This window comes from Fundidesulfovibrio agrisoli, assembly GCF_022808715.1.
GTDB classification, from domain to species: Bacteria; Desulfobacterota; Desulfovibrionia; order Desulfovibrionales; family Desulfovibrionaceae; genus Fundidesulfovibrio; species Fundidesulfovibrio agrisoli.
Window position 1 is genome coordinate 19520 of sequence record NZ_JAKZKX010000021.1, and the last position, 16473, is coordinate 35992.

At 69.2% G+C, this 16473-nt stretch carries 14 protein-coding genes; 8 read left to right on the forward strand and 6 right to left on the reverse strand.

Annotated features, from left to right (window positions below):
• The first annotated feature begins 49 nt into the window (after positions 1–49).
• Positions 50–1750 carry a 2-isopropylmalate synthase gene (gene leuA, locus MLE27_RS13965; RefSeq protein ID WP_243312702.1) on the forward strand — a complete coding sequence of 567 codons (1701 nt, stop codon included), beginning with the start codon at positions 50–52 and terminating at the stop codon, positions 1748–1750.
• Between the two features lie 428 nt (positions 1751–2178).
• On the opposite strand, the gene MLE27_RS13970 is transcribed toward leuA, so the two are convergent.
• Positions 2179–2976: a 2-amino-3,7-dideoxy-D-threo-hept-6-ulosonate synthase gene (locus MLE27_RS13970; RefSeq protein WP_243312703.1), complete on the reverse strand. Its 798-nt coding sequence runs from the start codon at positions 2974–2976 to the stop codon at positions 2179–2181.
• Positions 2977–3220: 244 nt separating this feature from the next.
• Between MLE27_RS13970 and MLE27_RS13975 the strand changes: the two genes are divergently transcribed.
• From MLE27_RS13975 to MLE27_RS14000, 6 genes are all read left to right on the forward strand, one after another.
• Positions 3221–3451: a hypothetical protein gene (locus tag MLE27_RS13975; protein WP_243312704.1), complete on the forward strand. Its 231-nt coding sequence runs from the start codon at positions 3221–3223 to the stop codon at positions 3449–3451.
• A gap of 151 nt (positions 3452–3602) precedes the next feature.
• Positions 3603–3839 carry a MoaD/ThiS family protein gene (locus MLE27_RS13980; RefSeq protein WP_243312705.1) on the forward strand — a complete coding sequence of 79 codons (237 nt, stop codon included), beginning with the start codon at positions 3603–3605 and terminating at the stop codon, positions 3837–3839.
• 40 nt (positions 3840–3879) lie between these two features.
• Positions 3880–4902, forward strand: a complete 1023-nt coding sequence (gene moaA / locus MLE27_RS13985) for a GTP 3',8-cyclase MoaA (protein ID WP_243312706.1) — start codon at positions 3880–3882, stop codon at positions 4900–4902.
• A 5-nt stretch (positions 4903–4907) separates the two neighbouring features.
• Positions 4908–6146, forward strand: coding sequence for a molybdopterin molybdotransferase MoeA (locus MLE27_RS13990; protein WP_243312707.1), 1239 nt, complete (start codon positions 4908–4910; stop codon positions 6144–6146).
• A complete protein-coding gene (locus MLE27_RS13995) occupies positions 6143–8107 on the forward strand; it encodes a molybdopterin biosynthesis protein (RefSeq protein ID WP_243312708.1) in 1965 nt (654 codons plus the stop codon). The genes MLE27_RS13990 and MLE27_RS13995 overlap by 4 nt, the downstream gene beginning before the upstream one ends.
• Before the next feature lie 10 nt (positions 8108–8117).
• Positions 8118–8648: a GNAT family N-acetyltransferase gene (locus MLE27_RS14000; RefSeq protein ID WP_243312709.1), complete on the forward strand. Its 531-nt coding sequence runs from the start codon at positions 8118–8120 to the stop codon at positions 8646–8648.
• A 97-nt stretch (positions 8649–8745) separates the two neighbouring features.
• On the opposite strand, the gene MLE27_RS14005 is transcribed toward MLE27_RS14000, so the two are convergent.
• Positions 8746–10746 (reverse strand): LysM peptidoglycan-binding domain-containing protein, encoded by a 2001-nt coding sequence (locus MLE27_RS14005; protein WP_243312710.1) that lies wholly within the window; start codon positions 10744–10746, stop codon positions 8746–8748.
• Between the two features lie 232 nt (positions 10747–10978).
• Between MLE27_RS14005 and MLE27_RS14010 the strand changes: the two genes are divergently transcribed.
• Entirely contained in the window at positions 10979–11719 is a 741-nt protein-coding gene (locus MLE27_RS14010; RefSeq protein ID WP_243312711.1) for a TrmH family RNA methyltransferase, read from the forward strand.
• Positions 11720–11738: 19 nt separating this feature from the next.
• Here the strand turns inward: MLE27_RS14010 and MLE27_RS14015 are convergent, their stop codons facing one another.
• From MLE27_RS14015 to MLE27_RS14030, 4 genes are all read right to left on the reverse strand, one after another.
• Complete coding sequence (locus tag MLE27_RS14015) at positions 11739–13652, reverse strand: autotransporter outer membrane beta-barrel domain-containing protein (protein ID WP_243312712.1); 1914 nt, start codon at positions 13650–13652, stop codon at positions 11739–11741.
• Between the two features lie 602 nt (positions 13653–14254).
• Entirely contained in the window at positions 14255–14914 is a 660-nt protein-coding gene (locus MLE27_RS14020; protein WP_243312713.1) for a hypothetical protein, read from the reverse strand.
• 87 nt (positions 14915–15001) lie between these two features.
• Positions 15002–15388 carry a flagellar protein FlaG gene (locus MLE27_RS14025; protein ID WP_243312714.1) on the reverse strand — a complete coding sequence of 129 codons (387 nt, stop codon included), beginning with the start codon at positions 15386–15388 and terminating at the stop codon, positions 15002–15004.
• Positions 15389–15476: 88 nt separating this feature from the next.
• Entirely contained in the window at positions 15477–16436 is a 960-nt protein-coding gene (locus tag MLE27_RS14030) for a DUF429 domain-containing protein (protein WP_243312715.1), read from the reverse strand.
• Positions 16437–16473: the final 37 nt, after the last annotated feature.

Below are 16473 nucleotides of genomic sequence, written 5' to 3' on the forward strand. Positions count from 1 at the left end.
GTCCCCGTGCCGCTTCGCGCCGATAACGCAGAAAACCCCGGAGTCATCCATGCAGACCGCCCGTATGATCGAGAAATATCGCCCCTTCCCCGCCGTCGCCCTCAAGGGCCGCACCTGGCCCGACAAGACCATCGCCAAGGCCCCCGCGTGGCTCTCCACGGACCTGCGCGACGGCAACCAGGCCCTTTTCGACCCCTTGGACACCGCCTCCAAGCTCAAGCTGTTCAAGCTGCTGGTGGACATCGGCTTCAAGGAGATCGAGGTGGCCTTCCCCTCGGCCTCGCAGACCGACTTCGATTTCGTGCGCACCCTCATCGAGGGCGGCCACATCCCCCGCGACGTGACCATCTCCGTGCTGACCCAGGCCCGCGAGCACCTGATCCGGCGCACCGTGGAGTCGCTCGAGGGCGCGCGCTCGGCCATCGTGCACATTTACGTGTCCACGGCCCCGGTGTTCCGCGAGGTGGTCTTCCAGAAGACGCCCGAGGAGGTCCGCCGCATGGCCGTGGAGGCCGTGCTCCTGACCCGCGAGCTCACCGCCGCCCAGCCCGGCACGGCCTGGACCCTGGAGTTCACCCCCGAGAACTTCACCGGCACCGAGCTGGAGTTCGCCCGCGACGTCTGCGACGACGTCACCGCCGCCTGGGGCGCCACCCCCGAGGACAAGGTGATCGTGAACCTGCCCGCCACCCTGGAGCTGGCCACGCCCAACGTCTACGCCGACCAGATCGAGTGGATGCACCGCAACCTGGCCCGGCGCGACAGCGTTGTCATCTCGGTGCACCCGCACAACGACCGCGGCTGCGCGGTGGCCGCCGCCGAGCTGGCCCAGCTGGCCGGGGCCGAGCGCGTGGAGGGCTGCCTGTTCGGCAACGGTGAGCGCACCGGCAACGCCGACCTGGTGACCCTGGCGCTCAACCTGCACACCCAGGGCATCGAGCCCGGGCTGGACTTCCGGCGCATGGCCGAGGTGACCGCCGCCATGGAGGAGCTCACCCGCCTGCCCGTGCACCCGCGCCACCCCTACGCGGGCGAGCTGGTGTTCACGGCCTTCTCCGGCTCCCACCAGGACGCCATCAAGAAGGGCTTCGCCGCGCGCACGCCCGAGTCGCTCTGGAACGTGCCCTACCTGCCCATCGACCCGGCGGACCTGGGGCGCGGCTACGAGGCCATCGTGCGGGTCAACGGCCAGTCCGGCAAGGGCGGCGTGGCCTACGTGATGGAGGCCACCTACGGGCTGGTGATGCCGCGCAGGCTCCAGGTGGAGTTCGCGGCCGCCGTGCAGCACCACGCCGACACCCACGGCGGCGAGATACCGCCCGAGACGCTCTGGAAGCTCTTCGCCCGCGAATACCTGGAGAAGACCAAGCCCATCCTCTACGCCGGGCACCAGCTGGTGGACGTGCCAGGCCGCCAGGGCATCCGCCTGGAGGTCGGCGTCGGCAGGCGCACCGTCTGCGCCATGGGCGAGGGCAACGGCCCGCTGGACGCGGCCGTGCACGCCCTGGGGCTGCCGCTGCGCATCCACTCCTACGAGGAGCGGGCCATCGGGGTGGGAGCGGACGCCAGAGCCGCCTCCTTCGTGGAGGTCAGCCTGGACGGCGTGACCGGAAGCACATTCGGCGTGGGCCTGAGCCCCAACATCGTCACCTCGGCCATCCTTGCGGTGCTCTGCGGAGCCAACAGGCTCCTGGCGCGCCTGCCAAAGGACAAGCGCCAGGACGTGCTGGACATGCTGCTGGGGGAATAACCCTGCGCGCCCCGGGCGCGAAGCGGAAAGGGAGTACAGAGGGCCGAAGGCCCTTTGCACTCCGGAGGCTTCTTTTGGCTGTGTGACAACGGGATGGAGAGGGCCTCCGGCGGCAAAAGGGAGTTCCTCCCTTTTGAATCCCTTATGGCTTCGCGTCCCGGGCGGACGAACTTCGCAGGGATGTCCGGCCCCTCGGCCGCGCCGGGAAGCACCCGGCCAGAAAGCCCTGACGAGAGTGAGCGGCCACACTGCCGCGATGAGCCGCGCCGGTTCCGGCCTCGGCCTCCGCAGCGCCGAGCTGGCCGATGTTCTTCAAATACAGCGGACAGTTCGGCGCTGCGGAGGCCGAGGCCGGAACCTACAACCCCATCATTCTTCAGCGGCCAAAGGGCATTGTCCTTTGGCCGCTGCGTCGTAACGAGGGTTCTTTATTCCCCCAGCCCGGCCAGGGCGTCCTCCAAGTCTCCGCCGTCGTGCACGATCTTGCCCAGGGCCTGCAGCAGGCGGGTGGGGTCCTTGTGCTGGAAGATGTTGCGGCCCACCGACAGGCCGGAACCGCCCGCCTGGATCGAATCCGCAACCATGCGCAGGAAGTCCCTGGTGGTGGGGGTCTTGGGCCCGCCGGCGATCAGCACGGGCACCCGCGCTCCGGCCACCACGCGGGCGAAGCTCTCGGGGTCCCCGGTGTAGGGCACCTTGACCATATCCGCGCCGAGCTCCATGCCCACGCGGGCGCAGTGGGCCACCACCTCGGGGTCGAACTCGTTCTTGATCTTGGGGCCGCGCCCGTAGACCATGGCCAGCACCGGGATGCCCCAGCGCGCGGCCTCGCGGCTGATGCGCCCCATGTCCGCCAGCATGTCCCGCTCGGACTCGTCGCCCAGGTTCAGGTGCACGCTCACGGCGTCCGCGCCCAACTGCACGGCCTCCTCCACTTCGCAGACCAGGGTCTTGGCCCCGGGGAAGGGCGAGAGCGAGGTGGAGGCCGAAAGATGCACGATCAGGCCGATGTCGCGGCCGCGCGCCCTGTGCCCGCAGGGCACCACGCCCTTGTGCATGAGCACGGCGTTGGCCCCGCCCTCCACGATCTTGGTCACGGTGTCGCGCATGTCGATGATGCCGTCGATGGGGCCCACGGTGACGCCGTGGTCCAGGGGCACGATGATGGCCCGGCCGGTGTCGCGGTTGATGATGCGTTCGAGGCGGATGGTTTTGCCGATGTGCATGGTGTTTGCTCCTGGCCTTTCCCGGCCCATGACGCCCGCGCCACGAAAAAGGGCCGCGAACGTCGTGTTCGCGGCCCTGTGGAAAGAGCGCTGCTTGGGTTGATCCTACTGGAGTACGCTCCGCCACGCCCCGCGAACGCGGACCCCGTAGGAATAATAATACTGGCTGCCGTGGGCGTGGGTATTGCGCATGGATGACGGTTTAGTCATGGTGGGGCGCAACTGTCAAGCCGTGGAGGTTCCGATGCGTCTTTTCGTCTGCGTAGCGCTTTCCGCACTTCTGCTGGGCTGCTCCGGCCAGCCCAAGGTGGTCAACCCCAACAAGCCGGGCACCGCCGCCCAGGCCGACTACGACGAATGCCGGGGCCGGGCCGCCGTGGCCACCGCCATGCCCGGCGTGAAGGACCCCGAGACGGCCATGCAGAAGGCCCTGGACGAATGCATGAAGGCCCGCGGCTACGAGGTGACGAACTAGCGCCCCCCGGGAATCACCTGCGGGCCGTCCGGCCCAGCGTCGTAAGCGCACCGGAAAGCGGTTCGCTCGGCAGTCGTGCCGAATCTGTCTTGGCCACGGCGCCCGGCTGTTCAGACTGACGGGATGCCGCGACACCGGGGAGGAGGCCTCCATGAAGGTCACAGTCGAATTGGTGGGCCATTTGGGGCGCAACCGCCCCGCCGGGCACGCGCCCGCCCGGTCCGAGACACTGCCCGAGGGCGCGACCCTGGGCGAGCTGCTGGCCCTGCTGGGCTTTGCCGATGCGGGCGAGCTGATCGCCATCCAGGACGGAGCCCCCGCCAGCCCCGGCACCCCCCTGCGCGACGGCGCGGAGATACGCCTTATTCCCATGGTTGACGGAGGCTGAGACCTTCCCTTTGTGTCAATGATGGCATATCCTTTTCTCCATGAATCGTGATACCAGCCCTCCAGCCCCGCAACTGGCCGACGGCTTCGGACGCGAAGTCAGCTATCTGCGGGTCAGCGTCACGGACAGGTGCAACCTGCGCTGCGTCTACTGCAGGCCGGTGCACGATTTTCACGAGCTCAACCACAAGGACCTGCTCTCCTACGAGGAGTATCTGCGCGTCATCCGCCTGGCCGCCCCGCTGGGCCTGACCAAGATCCGCCTCACCGGCGGCGAGCCCTTGGCCAGGCGCGGCTTCCCGGACTTCTTGGCCCGGGTGATGGACGCCGCCCCGGGCCTGGACGTGCGCCTGACCACCAACGGCACGCTCCTTGGCCCGCAGGCGAAGATGCTGGCCTCCCTCGGGCTGCGCGCCGTGAACATCTCCCTGGATACGCTCGACCGCGAGAGCTTCCACCGCATCACCGGCATGGACCTCTACGCCCAGGCCCGCTCCTCCATCGAGGCCAGCCTGGAGGCGGGGCTCAGGGTGAAGGTCAACGCCGTGGCCATGCGCGGCGTCAACGACCATGAGCTCCCCGGCTTCATCGAGCTGGCCCGCACCCTCCCGCTGGACATGCGCTTCATCGAGTTCATGCCCATCGGCGGCGGCACCACCTGGGACGAGTCGCGCTTCTGGCCCGCCTCCGAAATCCTGGAGAGCGCCCGCCGCTTCGCGGACCTCACGCCCGTCGAGCCCGTCAAGGGCAGCCACGGCCCGGCCCGCATGTGGAAGATCGAGGGCGGCCAGGGCAGGCTGGGCGTCATCTCGGGCCTCTCCGGCCACTATTGCCTGAGCTGCAACCGCCTGCGCCTGACCTGCGACGGCAAGCTCAGGCCATGCCTCTACTCCGACAAGGAATACCGGCTGCGGCCCCTGCTGCGCTCCCCCAGGACCAGCGACGGCAAGCTGCTGGAGGTGCTCAGGCGCGCCCTGGCCCGCAAACCCATGGGCTACAAACTTCTGGACGAGCGCCACAAGCGGGCGGTCTGCTCCAGGGCCATGACGGCCATCGGCGGATAGACTCGATGGAAAAAGGCTTTCTGGATCTCATCTCCCCGGAGCAGTTCCGGGGCGTTCTGGCCACGTTTTCCCGCCTCGACAGCGAAACCCTGCCCCTGGAAGGCCTGCTTGGCCGTTATCTGGCCGGGCCCGTGACCTCCCGGGAGGACCTCCCAGCCCTGCCCCGCTCCAGCATGGACGGCTACGCCGTGCGCGCCGCCGACTGCTACGGCACCACCGAGACCAACCCCTCCTACCTGGACCTGGCGGACGAACTGGACATCACCGCCGTGTCCGCCGAAGAACTCCAGCCCGGCACCTGCGTGCGCGTGGTCACGGGGTCGAGCCTGCCTCCGGGCGCCGACGCGGTGGTCATGGTGGAGCACACGGCGGACCTGGGCGGCGGCACCATCGAGATCAGGAAGCCCTCGGCCCCGGGCGAAAACATGATGCTCGCCGGGGAGGACGCCCGCGCCGGGCAGACGGCGCTTGAGCCCGGCATCCCGTTGCGCCCCTCCGAGATCGCCTTCCTGGCGGCGCTGGGCATCCTGGAGGCTCCGGTTGGGCGCAAGCCAGTGGCGGCCATCCTCTCCACCGGGGACGAGCTCATTCCGCCCTCCGACGCGCCCCGCCCCGGCCAGATCCGCGACGCCAACGCCCCGGCCCTGGCCGCCATGGCCATACAGGCCGGAGCCCTGCCCCTGCACATGGGCATCGTGCCCGACAGCCTGGAGGCCATCACCGCGGCCCTGGCCGAAGCCGTGGACAAGGCCGACGCCGTGTTCCTCTCCGGGGGCAGCTCCGTGGGCGTGCGCGACCTCACCGTGGAGGCGCTCTCCCTGCTGCCGGACACCGAGGTGCTGGTGCACGGCCTGGCCGTGAGCCCCGGCAAGCCCACCATCCTGGCGCGCTCGCGGGGCAAGGCCGTGTGGGGCCTGCCCGGGCAGGTGGCCTCGGCCCAGGTGGTCATGTACATTTTCGGCTGCCCCTTCCTGGCCCACCTGGGCGGGGACCGGGCCGCCTTCACCCGGCCCAGGCCCTCGGTGAGCGCCGTGCTGGCCCGCAACGTGGCCTCGCGCCAGGGCCGGGAGGATTACGTTCGCGTGCGCCTGGAGCAAGCCGGAGACGGCGGGCTCAAGGCCCATCCGCTGCTCGGCAAGTCCGGGCTGGTCAAAACCCTGGTCCAGGCCCAGGGGCTGGTCCGCATCCCGGCGGACCTGGAGGGCCTGGAGGCCGGGACAACCCACCAGGTGGTGCTGCTATGAACGCCAAGCGAAACATCTACCTGCGCACCGTGCCCATCGCCGAAGCCCTGGCCCGCACGCGCGCCGCGCTGGACCGCAACACCCTGGTGGGCGTGGAGTCCGTGCCCACGGACCAGGCCCTGGGCCGCGTCACGGCCCGGCCCGTGCTGGCCCGGCTGAGCTCCCCCACGTACCACTGCGCGGCCATGGACGGCATCGCCGTGCGCGCCGAGACCACCTTCGCCGCCCGCGAGGGCGACCCCGTGACCCTGGAGCCCGACGAGGGCTTCGGCATGGTCAACACCGGCCATCCCCTGCCCCCGGGCATGGACGCCGTGGCCATGATCGAGCACGTGGTCTTCACCGAGGACGGCAAGGCCCAGCTGGAGGCCCCCGTGGCCCCCTGGACCCACGTGCGCCGCATCGGCGAGGACATCGTGGCCACCGAGCTCGTCCTGCCCCGGCGCAGGGTGCTTTCGGCCTACGACATCGGGGCGCTGCTCTCCTGCGGGGTGTGGGAGGTGGACGTCTACGAGCAGGTGCGCATGGCCGTGATCCCCACCGGGGACGAGGTGCTGGACTACACCTCCAGGCCCGAGCCCGGCCCCGGGCAGGTTGTGGAGTCCAACTCCGTGATGCTCTGCGCCCTGGCCCAGGGCTGGGGCGTGGACGCCCGCCGCCGCCCGCCCGTGCCCGACAGCCTGGAGGCCCTCTCCCGCGCGGTGGACGACGCCCTGGACACCCCGGCCCACATCGTCACCCTGGTGGCCGGGTCCTCCGCCGGCAGCAAGGATTTCACCCGCGCCGTGATCGAACGTTTCGGCGAGGTCGTCGTGCACGGCATCCAGGCCATGCCGGGCAAGCCCTCGCTCTTGGGCGTGGCGCGCGGCAAGCTCATCGTGGGCGCGCCGGGGTATCCCGTCTCCTCCGTGGTCTGCTTCGAGGAACTGGTCGGGCCGCTGGTGGCCTGGCTCACCCGCCGCGAGCCGCAGCGCCGCCAGAGCGTGACCGTGCGCCTGGCCAAGGACGCCCCCTCACGCCCGGGGCTCACCGAATTCCTGCGCCTGGCCGTGGGCCGCGTGGGCGACGGCTACTCCGCGCTGCCGCTCTCGCGCGGGGCCGGGCTCATCACCACCCTGACGCGCGCCCAGGCCGTGGCCCAGATCCCGCCCGACAAGGAGGGCCTGGCTCGCGGCGAGGAGGTCCCGGCGGAGCTGCTGGTCTCCCCCGACGAGCTGGAGCGCACCCTGGTGGTGGTGGGCAGCCACGACATGATCCTGGACCTGCTGGCCGACGAGCTCATGCGCCAGGACCCGCCCATGCGCCTGGCCTCCAGCCACGTGGGCAGCCTGGGCGGCCTCGCGGCCCTGGCCCAGGGCACGGCCCTGCTGGCGGGTTCGCATCTGCTGGACACCGAGACGGGCGATTTCAACTTCTCTTTTATCCAAAAGCACCTGCCAGGCAGGGAGGTGGCGGTCATCAACCTGGCCGTGCGCCACCAGGGCCTCATTGTGGCCCGGGGCAACCCCAAGAACATCCAGGGCGTGGCCGACCTGGCCCGCCCGGACGTGCGCTTCGTCAACCGCCAGCGCGGGGCGGGCACGCGCATCCTGCTGGACTACCACCTGAAGCTGGCGGGCATCGCGCCCTCGCAGGTGCGGGGCTACAGCCAGGAGGAGACCACGCACATGGGCGTGGCCGCCAACGTGCAGAACGGCGGGGCGGACTGCGGCCTGGGCGTGTACGCCGCGGCCAAGGCCCTGGGGCTGGACTTCGTGCCCCTGGCCCGCGAGCGCTACGACCTGGTGATGCCCCTGGCCAGCCTGGAGGAAGCGCGCGTGCAGGCCCTGCTCAAGGTCATGGCCGGGGAGGGCTTCAAGGCCAAGCTGGCCGAAGTGGGCGGTTACGAGCCCACCTGGTGCGGCCAGCGCATGAGCCCCGGCATGGGGCTGCCGCCCGAAAACGGGAATGCCGCGGGGTGATGAGGCCCGCATGAGCGGACAGACCATCGTGCAGTGCGGCTTCGAGCGGCACGCCGGCGCCATACTGGAAATCTTCAACGAGGCGATCCTTCATTCGACCGCGCTCTACGACTACAAGCCCCGGCCGCCGGAGAGCATGACCGGCTGGTTCGAGGCCAAGCGGGCCGGAGGCTTCCCGGTTATCGGCGTCGAGGACGGCGCGGGCGCGCTGCTTGGCTTCGCCAGCTACGGAACGTTTAGGGCCTGGCCCGCCTACAAGTACAGCGTGGAGCACTCCGTGTACGTGCACAAGGAGCATCGCGGGCGGGGGCTCGGCCGCACGCTGATGCGGGAGCTCATCGCGGCGGCCCGCCGGAGCGGCGTGCACGCCATGATCGGCGGCATCGACGCCGCCAACGCCGGGAGCATCGCCCTGCACGAGAAGCTCGGTTTCAGGCACGCGGGCACCCTGCCCCAGGTGGGCTTCAAGTTCGGCCGCTGGCTGGACTTGGCCTTCTACCAGCTGCTGCTGGAAACGCCCGCCCAGCCTGTCGACGGCTAGCGCCGGGATGGTCGCTAGCGGGCCGCGTCACAACGAAAAAACCGCCGGAGGTTCGCCTCCGGCGGTTTCTTCGTGATGCTTCGCGGGCTGGACCGAGCTACTGCGTCTTGATGGTCAGCTTGTCGCCCGGCTTGAGCTGCACGGACTTGTCCAGGTTGTTCCAGGCCAGCAGGGCGTGGGGGTCCACCTTGAACTTGCGGGCGATGCTCCAGACCGTGTCGCCGCTGCCCACGCTGTAGAGCTGCGTGCCGCCGGAGGCGGGCTTCTTCTGCTCGGCGTGCTCTGCGGGCTTCGCGGGGGCCGGCTGGCCCTTGGCGCTGGTGGCCGCGACGGCCGCCGGAGCCTTGGGATCAGGCTTGGCCTGCGCCTGGGCCTGAGCCCGGGCATGCTGTGCGGCCGCATCCTTGCCCTTGGCCTCCTGCTTGGGGGGCGAGGCCTGGGCCTGCGCCGGGGCCGCCTTCTGTTCGGCGTGAGCGGCGGGAGCGCCCTTGGCCTGGGCCTGAGCCTGGGCGGGGGCTGGTGCGGGCGCGGCCGCCAGGGGCACCGGGAGAACGAGCTTCCGCCCGGGCTTGGCGTCCTTCTCGGACTTGAGCCCGTTGGCCGCCATGAGCGCCTTCAGGTCCACCTTGTAGGTCTGGGCCACCTGCTGCAGGGTCTGCCCTTTCTTCAGCTCCACGCTGCGCGGCTGCTCGGGCTGCTGCGCGGCCACGACGGGCGGGGGGCAGGCGGCGCCGCCCACGGCCACGAACTTGCCCGGGATGGTCAGGCTGGTGCCCAGCGAAACGTACTTCTCGTTCTTGATCCCGTTGGCCCGCATCAGCTCGGTCTTGTTCACGCCGTACTTCTTGGCGATGGACGCCAGGGAATCGCCCCGCTGGTAGCGGTGCACCAAGGCCCTCTGGCCCTCGGACCCCTTGCCGGGCTTCTCGTCCAGGTCGGCCAGGGCGGTGTCCTGCGCGGAGCCGTCCAGCGGAACGTAGACGGTCTGGTCCGGGGTCAGGGCGTCGCCGCAGGAGGGGTTCATCTGGCGCAGGGCCGCCACGGGCACGCCCGTGCGCTTGGAGATGTTCCACCAGGTGTCGGAGGCCGCGACCGGATAGGAGCGTATGCCCCTGTTGGCGATACAGCTGGGATTGGCCAGGTAATTGAGCGCCAGTTGTTTCTTCTCGACGGGCACGTAGCCGGGGCTCTCGCGGTCCGGCGGACTCACCTGCCTGCGGAAGCCGGGGTTCAGCTTGTGGAACTCCTCCCAGTTCATGCCGCAGGCCTCTGACAGGGCGGCCAGGTCCGTGCCGCCGGGGAGGGTCACCTCTTCCAGCACCTGCCCGGCGTCCCACTTCACGGGGGTGAAGCCCAGGGCTTCGAGGTTCTTGAAGATTTTGAGCACCGCCAGGAACTTGGGCACGTAGTGCCGCGTCTCCTGCTTGAGCAGCGCCGGGTTCTTGGCGATGTCGAAGAAGTCGTTCTGGCCCGACTGGCTGATGACCCTGCTCATCTTGCCTTCGCCGCAGTTGTAGGCGGCCAGGGCCAGGTTCCAGTCGTTGAACATGTTGTTGAGCTCGGAGAGGTACTTCGCCGCGGCCACGGTGGCCAGGTAGGGGTTGCGGCGCTCGTCCACCCACCAGTCGACCGTGAGGTTGAAGCGGCGGCCCGTGGCGGGCATGAACTGCCACATGCCGCCCGCGCCCGCCGGGGAGTAGGCCATGGTGTTGTAGCCCGACTCGATGAAAGGCAGGGCGATGATGTCCGGCGGGAGCTTGTAGGTGGCGAGCACGGCGCGTATGTAGGGCAGGTGCGGCGCGGCGCGCTCCAGCCAGCGCTGCATGGTGTCGCGGCGTTCCTGGGTGAAATAGGTCAGGAACATCTGCACGTCTTCGGTTTCGCGCACGTCCAGGTTGAAGGGGATGTCCGTCTTGGAGGCCAGGGCCTTTTTCTCCTGCTCGGTCAGGGGCCTGGGGCGCTTGATCTTCAGGAAGTCCTGCGAGAGCTCGGGGTCCAGGTTGGGCTTCATGTCCTGGTTGTCGGCCTGGTATTTCTTGGCGCACGCGGGAAGCAGCACCAGGCATAAAATGAGCAGTGCTCTGACGGATGATCGCATTGTGTATCCTCGGCTGCGGACGGCCATGCGGGTGAGGTCCGGAAGTGGGCTGGCCGGCATTGATGGCTTGTGGCTGCCTTCTCTGGCTGATGGCCCGACTAGCCCAGGGACGCAAAAAAATCAATGGGTGGTCTTTGTTAACTTCTTGTAATAATCAACAGGAAAGACCTTGCCGCACCGCTGTTTCCACGCAACGGCGAGGCCATGCAACGCACATACGGCGGTAACTAACATGGAAAACGTGGTCATGGGCCGCAAACCCGTACTGGAACTGGTGCAGCGCGAACCGGCCATGGTGGAGCAGGTGCTCATCCGGCAGGGACTGCAAGGCCAGGACATCAAGGAACTGACCAACCTCTGCCGCGATGCGGGGATTCGTTTCCGCTTCCTGCCTGCGGAAGGCCTGGAGCGCACCGTGCCGGACTGCAGGCAGGGTGTCGCCGCATTCATCTTCGGGCAGTCTTTCGTGCCGCTGGAGTCCCTGCTGGAGTCCGCGCGCCACGCGCCGCTTCCCGTGGTGCTTGCGCTGGACCAGGTGCAGGACCCCGGCAACGTGGGCACGCTGGCCCGCACCCTGCTGGCCCTGGGCGGCGGCGGGCTCATCGTGCCCAAGCACCACGGCTCGCGCCTGGGCGGGTCGGCCTCCAAGGCTTCGGCTGGCGCGCTGGAGCGCATCCCCGTGCACCAGTGCGTGAACCTCTCGCGCGACCTTGAGGAGTGCGCCCAGGAGGGCTTCACGGTCTACAAGGCCGAGGCCGGCCCCGAAGGCCAGGACGTGTTCACCTCCCAGGTGCGCTTCCCCCTGGTGCTGGTGCTGGGCGGCGAGGAGAAGGGCGTGCGCCCGGGCGTGGCCAAGCATTGCCAGGAGAGCCTGTTCATCCCCATGCCCGGGGAGTTCGACTCCCTCAACGTGGCCCAGGCCGGGGCGGTGATCCTGGGGCAGATGGCCCGGCAGGCCTTCGGCGGGAAGTAGCGGCCCCGGTGAGGCTCCGTTAGAAGCTCACGGAGAGGCTCAGCTCCCCGCCGAAGCCCACGGCCTTGGGGTTGGAGAACTGCGTGGAGGCCACGCCGCGCAGGAGCACCCTGTCGGTGAGCTTCAGGGAGCTGCCCAGCGAGGCGCTGCCCCAGTCCGCGCCCACGGGCGCGGCGTCCATGGAGTACGGCGCGGCCGCCGCCGAGGTCAGCGCCGCCTTGATCTTGCGGCTGGTGTCCGCCAGTTCGTGATTCCATTTGATTTCAGCGAAGGGCCGCCACCTGCCCGCATCCACCGCCGCGCGCCAGCCGAGCTGGCTCACGGCCGAGTCGCGCACCTGCTCGCCGTAGGACAGGGCCGTGACGCCACTCAGGCCCGACTCCGAGAATCCCTTCACGCGCACCTGCTGCAACACCAGCCCGGCCACGGGGCCGGTGGTGAGCGGCCCCCAGGTGATGTCCCCGCCCGCGCGCAGGGCCAGGGCCAGGGACGTGCCCGTGGTGGACCCGGTGTTGGTGTCGGTGAACAGGCCCAGGCCCACCTGCCGGGTGATCTTGTCCTGCTGGAAACCGTAGGAGCCCACCACGTTGCCCCAGACCGGCCCGGCCTGGTAGGCCGCGTAGAGGCTCACGGCCTGCTCGTTCTGGTCGAAATGGCCGCCGCCCATGGAGAAGTTCTGCGTCTGGGTTCCGGCGCTGAAGGCCGTGCCCAGCACCAGGCCGAAGGGGGTCTGCCAGTCCACGCCTGCGGTGCCCGTGAACGGCGTGCTCTGGAGATCGGGGAAGCCCGAGGCGTTGCCCAGGTACAGCGAGCCCACGCCCGCGCTCAACCAGGCGTTCACGCCGCCGGGGCCGCGCTGCCGCCCGGCCGGGTCGATCTGCCCCTGGATGGTGGCCGCGCGCGCCAAACCGGCCTGCACAGGGCCTTCCGCCAGCAGCGAGACCAGGCTCGGGGCGGTGAGCAGGCTCTGCTCGTAATCGGCTTCGATCTGCTGGCCCGCCGTGGTCAGGTGCTTGCCGTCGATGAAAAGGTAGGTCTGCATCTGGGCGGGCGTGATGTCTGCCCAGGAGGTCACCAGGGCCGACACCGGCGAGGGCGCGTTGGCCGCCAGCACCGAGGCCGGGGTGAACCCGAACAAAGCCGGATAGGTGGAGACGAAGCGGAACACGCTGGTCAGGTCGGCGGGTATGAAGCGCACGCCCGCGGCGGTCAGCTTGGCCCATTTGGTGTTCCCGTAGTCGATGGCCCTGGCGTAGGACGCGGCGTTGGCCTCGGGGAGCGATCCGCCTGGGCCGAGCAGGGCCGAAGTGTAGAAGGTGTTGGGCACGATGATGGTCCTGGCCCCTGCCGCCTGCAGTGCGGCCACGCCTGCCGTCAGTTCGGAGGCGACGCCGCTCAGGAAATTGGGATTGGCGGCTATCCAGGCCGGGCTCTGGTTCTGCACGAAGATCAGGTCGTTGTTGCCGGTGTTGACCACGTACAGGGCGTGGGGGTTGGCCACGCCGCCCACGGAGGCGAGGTAGTTCGCTATCTGCTGGGTGGTGGCCACGTTGCCGGGCAGGTTGCCCGGGATGGCCGCCACGCCCGGGGAGGCGCTCAAGGGCGCGGTGTAGGCGCTGCCGTTGGCGTAGTTTGTCCCGCCGCCGCCGAAGGGCGCGGCGGTCTGGCCGAAACGCGCGCCCAGCATGGTTGTGGTCATCACCCCCGGCCCGGCGAAGCCGCCCTGGGCCCCGAGTTTGAGCGCCGCGGCCAGTTGCGCGTCCACCTGGGTGTTGCCCGAGGTCGTATAGCGGAAATAGCCGGAGTCGAGGGTGCTGTCGCCCAACCCGACGAACTGGTTGAACCTGCCCGCCGCCGCGGCCGGAAGGGCCTGGGCCATGGCGATGCTTGCGAAAAGTGCGGCCAGGAGAACGAAACGCTTGGTCACGGGCATGGCGAAGGTCCTTGAGGATTGACCGGTGGATGAGGACACAACGCTCGACCCGGCGACTATCCGGAGTTCGGGCCACGGGGTCCGGCCCGACGGCCCGTCGTGAACGGATGCTGGAGCAAGCGACTGCGCGGCCTTATACGACTCGCTGAACATCCTCATGCTAGCGTGCCCAATATCATCTCGCAACACTTTATTTTCGCTGCACTTATTACACAATACGCCCCGGCTGTTCCGAATAGTTCCTGTCATGCCCCACCTACGCCGGGCCGCCTATACTGAATTGTTTGCGCTTGCCGGTCGCGGCCGTAGCATCGCCCCGGAACAACGCTCCACGGGCAGGAAATATGCCGAACCGGAAGGGGTTAGGCCGCACCCGTGGGATTGGCCACACCGACAGGAATAGCGCTCCCCGCCGGGATTGCGCCGCACCGGGAGCAATCGCGCCGCATGGCGCGGGAAAAACGGGAGGCGCATGCCGCCTCGCTTCGGTCCGGAACCCGAGCCCTCGAACGCCTCGTTGGGCCGTAGGCGTGAAAAAAGCCGGGGCCGGGCACCACTAAGGTGTCCGGCCCCGGCCATTATTACATACGGAGGCCAGCGCGCTACGGCGTGGCGGTCTGCTGGCAGGTGGCCAGCGGCTCCTTTGCGAACCAGGCCAGGGCGCCGGTGGAGCCCTTGGCCGAATACTCCATCATGACCGAGACGTCCCCGGCGTCGAAGCGCCAGGAGCGGTCGCCCTGCAGGTTCTCCGGGCTCTCCAGGGGCGCGCCGTGGAGGTCGGTGAGCCTGCCCAGCAGGGTCAGGTGGTTCACCTGCCCGTCATAGCGGGTCAGCACGCCCGCCAGCTTGTCCTTGCAGAACACGTAGACGATCTCGCGCATCTCCACGCCCTGCACCATCATATTGTCGCCGGGCACCGTGTAGTAGCGCAGGTTGCCGCTCTCCTCGCGCAGTTCCGGCTCATTGAGCGCGGAGAGCGGCGAGCCCCAGGCCAGGCCCCGGAAGCCCTCGCCGGACGGGGCCTTCTTCTTGGAGGGCTTCTCCCCGGACTGGGACTTGGAAGACTTGCCCTCGGACTTGCCGGACTTCTTGGATTTCTTGGAATCCTTGGAGTCCTTGGACTTCGACTTGGATTTGGCTTGGGACTGCGACTGGGACTTGCTGGTGGAATCCTGGGCCAGGGCGTCGGCGGCGGGCGCGGACAAAGCAAGGCACAGGCCGAGCGCCAGGGTCAGGCCAAACAGGCGGGTGAGCGTTTTCATGCCGCCTGGATAAAGAAAGCCCGGCCCCGCATCAAGGGTTCCGGGCCTCAAAAAGCGCATTCTTGCAATGTGTTAACCCGCTCGGGCTCAGACGGCCTTGTCCAGCACGCCCTTTGCCATCTTGCGAAGCCCCTCCGAGAGCTTGACGATTTCATCCCGGGGGATCTTCATGATGACCTTGCGCTCGTCCTTGTCCATGACCTCCACCTGCACGTCCTTGCTGTCTTCCAGCAGCTTGAAGTGCAGGTCCACGCCTTTGTCCTTGAAGTAGCTCTGGGCCTGGGAGAGCACCTGCTTCGCGTCGGGCTGCCCGGCCTGCCCGGCCTGCCCGGTCAGCGCGGCCTCCGCGCCTGGAGCCGCCAGTGTTTTCCGTGTATCAGCAGTGTCAGGATGCTTGGGCGCCGCCGGCGCGCGCTCCGCATCCCCCGCCGCAACCGCCGCGTCCTTGGGCTGATCGATGGCATTGATGTTCATGTCCCACCCCTCCATGGATGAAACCATACAATTCCGGTTTCCTGCGGCTCCTTATCGGTCTTGATGGGGGAAACTTTAGGGGGAAATTTCAGACTCCCTCGGGAACCCACACGGCGGACGCCGCATCGCCGTAGGCCGTGGCCGCGCCGTCCAGCCAGCAGGCCCCCACCCAGGCGCAGATGGCCGCGTCGAGCATGTCCTCCCAGGCTTTGAGCCGCCAGCCGTCCGGCGGGGGCAGCACGCCGGGTTCGATGACCATGCGCCCGGCCAGGGCCTCCCGGATGCGCGCCCAGACCGCCAGCAGCCGCGCCGCGCGCTCGGCGCGCGGCAGGCCCGGCCAATAGGCGTTGGTCTTGCCCGATTTGTAGGGCAGGCGCATCCGCTCCCCGGTGAGCGCCAGCAGCGCCGGGTGCGGGTAGACCTCCAGCAGGTCGCGGCCCGTGGGCGCGCTCCCGGCCACGGCCACATGATAGCCCTTGCCCTCCAGGCCCCGGCTGAAATTTTCGCCCAGCGCACCGGGGCGCTCCTGGGTGGGGCTGTGCGTGGCGCACTTGCGGCCCCCGAAGGCCCGGGACACGGCATTGTCGGCCGCCCTGCGCCCCGTCACCCGGCCATTGGGCACGATGGGCATGTCCACGGCCACGCACTGGGGCTCCACCCCGGCCAGCTCGCGGCAGCGCGCCAGCAGTGCCTCGGGCTCCGGGGCCTGGGCGGCCTGGGCCAGCGCGTCTGTTGAACTTGGCGAGCCCCCTGATGCGGTTCCCATCGCGGTTTCCGGCCTGGCTTCCGCTTCTGCTTCAGCTCCTGCTCCCGGCCCGGCTCCTGACTTGGCGTCCGCCCTGGCTCCTGGCTTGACGTCCGACCTGGCTCCTGGCTTGACGTCCGACCTGGCTCCGGTTCCGGCTCCGGGCTCGCATCCCTCGCGGGTTCCGCCCATGAACCCGGCCATGTCCGGCGCGGCGAGCACCAGCCGCCAGCCGCCACCGTCGTCAACGGCCAGGGCGACGCCCCAGGGGTTGGCCGGGGTCCAGGCCGCGTCCAGGCCCAACGCGGCCCGCGCAGTCCGCGCAGTCCGCGCAGTCCGC